Source organism: Kitasatospora sp. NPDC088351, assembly GCF_040685575.1.
Lineage (GTDB): Bacteria > Actinomycetota > Actinomycetes > Streptomycetales > Streptomycetaceae > Kitasatospora.
The window spans coordinates 238,350-247,399 of the sequence record NZ_JBFBIL010000004.1; the positions used below are offsets into that span (position 1 = coordinate 238,350).

Consider the following 9,050-nt stretch of genomic DNA (forward strand, 5'->3'; position numbering starts at 1 on the left):
CCCCGGGCCGACGAGGCGTCAGTCGGCCGACCGGATGAGCCCGGTACGCCATTCGGCGAACCCCCGGCCGGTCCGGTGCGGCAAGTGCGGCAAGCAGCCCCACCCCAGCGCCGTTGATATGAATTTCTGCGCCCGAATAGGTGGCCCGACCCCACCGGTGCGATAGCACAGCAGGCCGAGAAGCCCATAGCTAATGCGCTGTGCTTCTTTCCGCCCTGACAGCCGACTGGTACGGCCGGGGCGGATACGGCTTGCGATCGGCGTTTCGCGCGCTACGAGAAGGCACCCGGCCCAGAGCAGTCGTGGGGGCCGCCAACGGTCGGCGCGAAGGCGGCCTTCATAGAAATCCACGCGGGTTGCGCTGCCCTTGCCGGCCGCCCCCGCGTTCATGACGAGTTGAGGAGAACCTCGATGAGAGTCGGCAAGGTGCGAGGGTCGTCAAGAGCCTCGGCGAACGGCGTCACCGCCGTGGCCGAGCGTCTGGCGGGCCTGGTCAGAACCACGACCACCACATTCCGGGGCCTCGCGGCGCTGGTGACGACCGTGGCCATGGCGGCGGCGCTCGTCGTCGTCTTCCCGACAACCGTGCCGGCCGCGGTCCGTGCGCCGTCCCTGGCACTGGTGAAGACCTCCGCGCAGTCGTCCTTCAGCGCGGCCGGCCAGACGATCGACTACTCGTTCCTGGTGACGAACAACGGCACCGATCCCCTGTTCAGTGTCGCGGTCACGGAGACGGCGTTCTCCGGAACGGGTACTCCCCCATCGATCTCCTGTCCGTCCACCAGCCTGGCACCCGGCGCCTCGATGACCTGCACGGCGTCGTACACCACGACCCAGGCGGACGTCGACGCCGGCAGCATCACCAACACCGCCACCGCGACCGGGCAGCCGAGCGCCGGCCTCCCGGCCACCTCTCCGCCGTCCACCGTCACCGTGCCCGCCGCGCAGAGCGCCGCCCTCTCCGTGGTGAAGTCGGCCACGCCGTCGAACGTCAGCGCCGCCAGCCAGACCATCGACTACTCGTTCGTCGTCACCAACACCGGCAACGTCGACCTGACGAACGTGGGCGTCACCGACACGGCGTTCTCCGGCACCGGCACCCCGCCGTCGATCTCCTGCCCCTCCACCTCGCTCGCGGTGGGGGCGTCGATGACCTGCACCGCCGGCTACACCGTCACCCAGGCCGACATCGACTCCGGCGCCATCAACAACACCGCCACCGCCACCGGCACCCCACCCACCGGCCCACCGGTCACCTCGCCACCCTCCACCGCGACCGTGGTCACCACGCAGAGCCCCGCACTCACCCTGACCAAGACCGGCAGCGTGAACGGCGGAGGCGGAGGCGGCAACAACGGCGGAGGCGGCAACGGCGGTGGCAACAGCGGCGGCAACTCCCGCCCGGCGCTGAAGACGAACCGCGCAGCCGGCGACACGATCAACTACTCGTTCGTCGTCACCAACACCGGCAACGTCGACCTCACCAACGTCACCGTCACCGAGACAGCGTTCTCCGGCACCGGCACCCCGCCCTCGGTCTCCTGCCCCTCCACCTCGCTCGCCGTCGGCGCCTCGATGACCTGCACCGCGACCTACACCGTCACCCAGGCCGATGTCGACGCGGGCTCGGTCACCAACACCGCCACTGTCACCGGCACCCCACCCACCGGCAGCCCGGTCACCAGCCCGCCCTCCACCGCAACCGTCCCCCTCACCCAAACCCCCGCCCTCACCCTGACCAAGACCGGCAGCGTGAGCGACGGCGGAGGCAGCAGCGGCGGCAACTCCCGCCCGGCACTGAAGACGAACCGCGCAGCCGGCGACACCATCGACTACTCCTTCGTGGTCACCAACACCGGCGACGTGGACCTGACGAACGTGAACGTCACCGAGACGGCGTTCTCCGGGACGGGTACTCCCCCCTCGGTCTCCTGCCCCTCCACCACCCTCGCGGTCGGCGCCTCGATGACCTGCACCGCGACCTACACCGTCACCCAGGCCGATGTCGACGCGGGCTCGGTCACCAACACCGCCACTGTCACCGGCACCCCACCCACCGGCAGCCCGGTCACCAGCCCGCCCTCCACCGCAACCGTCCCCCTCACCCAAACCCCCGCCCTCACCCTGACCAAGACCGGCAGCGTGAGCGACGGCGGAGGCAGCAGCGGCGGCAACTCCCGCCCGGCACTGAAGACGAACCGCGCAGCCGGTGACACCATCGACTACTCCTTCGTCGTCACCAACACCGGCGACGTCGACCTCACCAACGTGAACGTCACCGAGACGGCGTTCTCCGGCACCGGCACCCCACCCTCGGTCTCCTGCCCCTCCACCACCCTCGCCGTCGGCGCGTCCATGACCTGCACCGCCACCTACACCGTCACCCAGGCCGACGTCGACGCAGGCTCCGTCACCAACACCGCCACCGCAACCGGCACCCCACCCACCGGCAGCCCCGTCACCTCCCCGCCCTCCACCGCGACGGTTCCCCTGACCCAGACCTCCACCCTGACCGTGACCAAGTCGGCCACGCCATCGACCGTCACCGCCGCCGGCCAGACCATCAACTACAGCTTCGTGGTCACCAACACCGGCGACGTCGACCTCACCAACGTGAGCGTCACCGACACCGCGTTCTCCGGCACCGGCACCCCGCCGTCGATCTCCTGCCCGGCCACCACCCTGGCACCCAACGCCTCGGTCACCTGCACCGCGACCTACACCGTCACCCAGGCCGACATCGACTCCGGCACCATCACCAACACCGCAACCGCCACCGGCACACCCCCCAGCGGCACCCCCGTCACCAGCCCCCCCTCCAGCGCCACCGTGACCGCCACCCAGAACCCCGCACTCACCCTGACCAAGACCGGCAGCGTGAACGGCGGAGGCGGCGGCGGAAACAACGGCGGTGGCAACAACGGAGGCGGCAACAACGGAGGCGGCAGCAGCGGCGGCAACTCCCGCCCGGCGCTGAAGACGAACCGCGCAGCCGGCGACACCATCGACTACTCCTTCGTAGTCACCAACACCGGCAACGTGGACCTGACCAACGTGAACGTCACCGAGACGGCGTTCTCCGGCACCGGCACCCCGCCGTCGATCTCCTGCCCCTCCACCACCCTCGCGGTCGGCGCCTCGATGACCTGCACCGCGACGTACACCGTCACCCAGGCGGATGTCGACGCGGGCTCCGTCACCAACACCGCCACTGTCACCGGTACCCCACCCACCGGCAGCCCGGTCACCAGCCCGCCCTCCACCGCCACCGTCCCCCTCACCCAGACCCCCGCCCTCACCCTCACCAAGTCGGCCACACCGTCGGCCGTCACCGCGGCCGGCCAGACCATCAACTACAGCTTCGTGGTCACCAACACCGGCGACGTCGACCTCACCAACGTGAGCGTCACCGACACCGCGTTCTCCGGCACCAACACCCCGCCGTCGATCTCCTGCCCGGCCACCACCCTCGCGGTCGGTGCCTCGATGACCTGCACCGCGACCTACACCGTCACCCAGGCCGACATCGACTCCGGCGCCATCAACAACACCGCAACCGCCACCGGCACACCCCCGAGCGGCACCCCCGTCACCAGCCCGCCCTCCAGCGCCACCGTGACCGCCACCCAGAACCCCGCACTCACCGTCACCAAGACCGGCACCGTCAACGGCGGAGGCGGCGGCGGAAACAACGGCGGTGGCAACAACGGCGGCGGCAACAACGGCGGCAACTCCCGCCCGGCGCTGAAGACGAACCGCGCAGCCGGCGACACGATCAACTACAGCTTCGTGGTCACCAACACCGGCAACGTGGACCTGACCAACGTCACCGTCACCGAGACGGCGTTCTCCGGCACCGGCACCCCACCCTCGGTCTCCTGCCCCTCCACCACCCTCGCCGTCGGCGCCTCGATGACCTGCACCGCGACCTACACCGTCACCCAGGCGGACGTGGACGCGGGCTCCGTCACCAACACCGCCACCGCAACCGGCACCCCACCCACCGGCAGCCCCGTCACCTCCCCGCCGTCCACCGCGACGGTTCCCCTGACCCAGACCTCCACCCTGACCGTGACCAAGTCGGCCACGCCATCGACCGTCACCGCCGCCGGCCAGACCATCAACTACAGCTTCGTGGTCACCAACACCGGCGACGTCGACCTCACCAACGTGAGCGTCACCGACACCGCGTTCTCCGGCACCGGCACCCCGCCGTCGATCTCCTGCCCCTCCACCACCCTGGCACCCAACGCCTCGGTCACCTGCACCGCCACCTACACCGTCACCCAGGCCGACATCGACTCCGGCACCATCAACAACACCGCAACCGCCACCGCCACCCCACCCACCGGCACCCCCGTCACCAGCCCCCCCTCCACCGCCACCGTGACCGCCACCCAGAACCCCGCACTCACCGTCACCAAGACCGGCACCGTCAACGGAGGCGGCAGCAGCGGCGGCAACTCCCGCCCGGCGCTGAAGACGAACCGCGCAGCCGGCGACACCATCGACTACTCCTTCGTAGTCACCAACACCGGCAACGTCGACCTCACCAACGTGAACGTCACCGAGACGGCGTTCTCCGGCACCGGCACCCCGCCGTCGATCTCCTGCCCCTCCACCACCCTCGCCGTCGGCGCCTCGATGACCTGCACCGCGACCTACACCGTCACCCAGGCGGACGTGGACGCGGGCTCCGTCACCAACACCGCCACCGCAACCGGCACACCCCCCAGCGGCACCCCCGTCACCAGCCCGCCCTCCACCGCCACCGTCCCCCTCACCCAAACCCCCGCCCTCACCGTGGTCAAGACCGGCAGCGTGAACGGCGGAGGCGGCGGTAACAACGGCGGAGGCGGCAACAACGGCGGCGGCAACAACGGCGGCGGCAGCAGCGGCGGCAACTCCCGCCCGGCGCTGAAGACGAACCGCGCAGCCGGCGACACGATCAACTACAGCTTCGTGGTCACCAACACCGGCAACGTGGACCTGACCAACGTCACCGTCACCGAGACGGCGTTCTCCGGCACCGGCACCCCACCGTCGATCTCCTGCCCCTCCACCACCCTCGCCGTCGGCGCCTCGATGACCTGCACCGCGACCTACACCGTCACCCAGGCGGATGTCGACGCGGGCTCCGTCACCAACACCGCCACCGCAACCGGCACCCCACCCACCGGCAGCCCCGTCACCTCCCCGCCGTCCACCGCCACCGTCCCCCTCACCCAGACCTCCACCCTCACCCTGACGAAGTCAGCCTCCCCGTCGACCGTCACCGCCGCCGGCCAGACCATCAACTACAGCTTCGTGGTCACCAACACCGGCGACGTCGACCTCACCAACGTGAGCGTCACCGACACCGCGTTCTCCGGGACGGGAACTCCCCCGTCGGTCTCCTGCCCGGCCACCACCCTGGCACCCAACGCGTCGATGACCTGCACCGCGACCTACACCGTCACCCAGGCCGACATCGACTCCGGCACCATCAACAACACCGCAACCGCCACCGCCACCCCACCCAACGGCAGCCCGGTGACCAGCCCACCCTCCACCACCACCGTGACCACCTCGCCGACCTCGCCGAGCGCGGGTCTCACCGTGGTGAAGACGGCCACGCCGACGACCGTGAGCTGGGCCGGCCAGACCATCGACTACTCGTTCGTCGTGACGAACACGGGCAATGAGAACCTCACCAATGTCACGGTCACGGACACGGCGTTCTCCGGAAGCGGTACTCCCCCGGCGATCTCCTGCCCCTCCACCACGCTGGCGGCCGGCGCGTCGATGACCTGCACGTCGAGCTACACCGTCACCAAGGCGGACATCAGGGAAGGGTGCATCACCAACACCGCCGTTGCCACCGGCCTCACTCCCGGGCGGCAGACGGTCACGTCGAGCCCCTCGTCGGCGACGGTGACGGTCACCGCGCACGTCCCCTCGCCCCGCCCGACCAAGCACCCGGTCCCGCCGGAGCACCTGCCCCCGACCGGCGCCGGGAGCATCCCGCTGGCCGTGACCGTGGGCGCGGTGCTGCTCGGTGTGGGTGGGCCGCTCCTGATCGTCAGCACCAGGAGGCGGCGCCGCCTGCGGGCCGCCGCCGAGGAGGGAACGGAGTAGACCGAGTGATCCACTGAACGGCCCTACCGGCGGCCCGGAGACGAACAGTCTCCGGGCCGCCGTCGTCGTGCCGGGCCCCCGGCGGCCGGTTCGCCCCGGGCCCGGCTCCGGCGCTTCCCTGTGGCCGGGGCCGGTTTTCGGTTTTCCTGGAATGGATGGCGGCCCCGACTTGCGCATGGGCGGCACGCCGGGTATGGGGAATTGACGAGCGATCATGCTCTCCTCAGTACAATCGTGCGTGCACTGTTCAAGGTCTGGCATATCTGCGCGTTAAAACCGCAGATCAGCCAATTCATGCGAATAGTCGCGTTCGCTGCGCTCGTGCGATCCGAATCGACCGTCAGTTCCCCCGGAGGGAGCCGCGGTCAAGTCCGGATCCCGAAAGCACCGCCCTGGGTGTACCGGCCTGAGGATGCACAAATGATCACGAGATTCTCCATAGCCTGACCGGCGCCGCCGGCGCGCCGAGACGCGCGCACAGGCCATCCGAGCAATTCGGGTCGGCGAAATCGGACAGTGACAACCTCCGCCCCGTTCCGCCGCTCGACCGCGCCACTGACGGTCGAACAGCCGGGGACGGACATTGCTGGATATCCCTAGGAGAAGCGATGCCCTTGCTGGCGATGATGCGGCCCGTATACAGACGGGCCGTCGTCGTACTGACCGCGGTCGCGGCCATGCTGATCTACGGCGGGCAGACGCCTGCGTTCAGCGCATCGATCAACGCGATCACCGGCGTCACCACCACCTGGCCCGGTTCGCCCTCGGCTCCGCTCCAGAACGGGACGCCGGTCACCAGCCAGATCACCTGGTGTGTTCCGAACGGCAGCCACGCGGGTGACACGTTCTCGATCGCCATGCCGCCGGAGCTGGTGAACTTCCCCTCCGGTACGCAGAACGTACTGGACAGCACCGGCGCGGTCATCGGTACCGCAACGATCTCCGGCAACCCCGCCGTCATCACGTACACCATGGGTTCGTACGTGGAGACGCACACGGACGTCTGCGGGACGACCACGGCCAGCGCGCAGTTGTCGACCGGTGAGACCGGCTCGCAGAACCTGGTCTACACGACGAACGCCGGGGTGAGCTTCACCACCCCCGTCACCATCATCCCCAATCCGCCCCGGGACCCCACCCAGCCACAGAAGTACGGGATCATCTACAACGGCACGGCCTTCTCGGCCACCAACATCGTCTGGGTGATTCACACCCCGGCGAGCACCACGGCCACCACCGCGCTCATCACGGACACGGCCCAGGCGGGCCAGGCCTTCAACTGCGCCGCCTTCGTCCCGGGGCTGACGCTCCCCTACTCGACGAACCCCGCCTCCACGATCAGCCAGCAGAATCTCAACACCACCACCAACCAGTTGGGCGGTGACGTCACCTACACCGGCACCGCGACCCTGAACTCGTGCACGGCGGCCGGCCTCTCGGTCACCGTCACCGTCCCGGCGAACACGAGTGTCGGCATCCTCATCCCGGTGACGGTCACCGACAACGCCCTCCAGCAGTTCTCGAACACCGTCGTGATCACCATGGGGAACGGCAGCCCGACGAGCACCGGCACCGCGCTCGACAACCCGAGCTGGAACAACACCGGGAACGGGAACAGCATCTCGGTCATCAAGTTCTCGACCGCGGACGGCCCGACGGCGGGCGACTACGACACCGCCCCCGGCAAGCCGGTCGACCCCAACACCCCGATTCCCGTCACGATCACCATCACCAACATCGGTTCGACCAGCCTCAACAACGTCACGGTGACCGACACGACCAGCTCCGGGCCGGCGCTGACCGGCCTGACCTGTGATTTCTCCGCCCTGGGCGGTCCGGCCACCGGCACGACCTGGGCCGGGCCCTTCCTGGCCGGCACGACGTTCAACTGCACGGGGACCGTGCCGGGCATGCCGCCCGGCACGCAGGAGACCGACACCGCGACGGTCACCGCCACCGACACCTCGGGCGCCCAGGTCACGGGCTCCGACAACTTCAACGCATCGACGCCCCCGGCCGCTCCGGCGCTGACGATCGCCAAGTCGGTGACGCCCACGACGGTGTCCGCCGCCGGCCAGACCGTCACCTACTCCTTCCTGGTGACCAACACCGGGAACGTCGCCCTCACCGGCGTCGAGGTCACCGAAACGGCCTTCTCCGGCACCGGCACCGCCCCGACGGCCACCTGCCCGCAGACCACCCTCGCCCCCGGCGCCTCCACCACCTGCACCGCCACCTACACCGTCACCCAGGCCGACGTCGACTCCGGCACCATCACCAACACCGCCATCGCCACCGGCACTCCGCCCAGCGGCGCCCCCGTCACCTCCCCGCCCTCGAACGCCGAGGTCACGGCGGTGCGGACGCCGATGCTGACGATCGCCAAGTCGGTGACGCCCACGACGGTGTCCGCCGCCGGCCAGACCGTCACCTACTCCTTCCTGGTGACCAACACCGGGAACGTCGCCCTCACCGGCGTCGAGGTCACCGAAACGGCCTTCTCCGGCACCGGCACCGCCCCGACGGCCACCTGCCCGCAGACCACCCTCGCTCCCGGCGCCTCCACCACCTGCACCGCCACCTACACCGTCACCCGGGCGGACATCTCCGCCGGCACCATCCTCAACACCGCCATCGCCACCGGCACTCCGCCCAGCGGCGCCCCCGTCACCTCCCCGCCCTCGAACGCCGAGGTCACGGCGAAGGTGCCGCCCGTCGGGTCGCTCCCGAGCACCGGTGCCACCACGCTGCTGTACGGGACCGCGGCGGCTCTGCTGCTCGCCCTCGGCGTGCTGGCCGTGTCCGCCCGAGGACGGCGCCGCCCGTCGCTCCACTCCGACGAGAGGTAGCAATCACCCCCTGACGGACAAGTCGGGGCGGCCCGGAGGCTTCACGCCAAAGTGAGGCGCCGGAGCGGGGGCGCGGGGTGGCGG

2 protein-coding genes are annotated in these 9,050 nt (G+C 70.0%); both read left to right on the forward strand.

Annotated elements, in window-relative coordinates; all coding sequences use genetic code 11:
* Window positions 1–411 precede the first annotated feature (411 nt).
* The gene (locus AB0P06_RS05085; protein WP_363605151.1) at window positions 412–6,117 is read left to right on the forward strand and encodes a hypothetical protein; all 5,706 of its coding nucleotides are present in this window, start codon (window positions 412–414) and stop codon (window positions 6,115–6,117) included.
* Window positions 6,118–6,725: 608 nt separating this feature from the next.
* Window positions 6,726–8,966, forward strand: coding sequence for an Ig-like domain-containing protein (locus AB0P06_RS05090; protein WP_363605153.1), 2,241 nt, complete (start codon window positions 6,726–6,728; stop codon window positions 8,964–8,966).
* Window positions 8,967–9,050 lie beyond the last annotated feature (84 nt).

Excerpts from the sequence above, each read along its gene's own strand:
- AB0P06_RS05090 (WP_363605153.1), top strand. The coding sequence starts at position 6,726 with ATGCCCTTGCTGGCGATGATGCGGCCCGTATACAGACGGGCCGTCGTC.
- AB0P06_RS05085 (WP_363605151.1), top strand. The coding sequence starts at position 412 with ATGAGAGTCGGCAAGGTGCGAGGGTCGTCAAGAGCCTCGGCGAACGGC.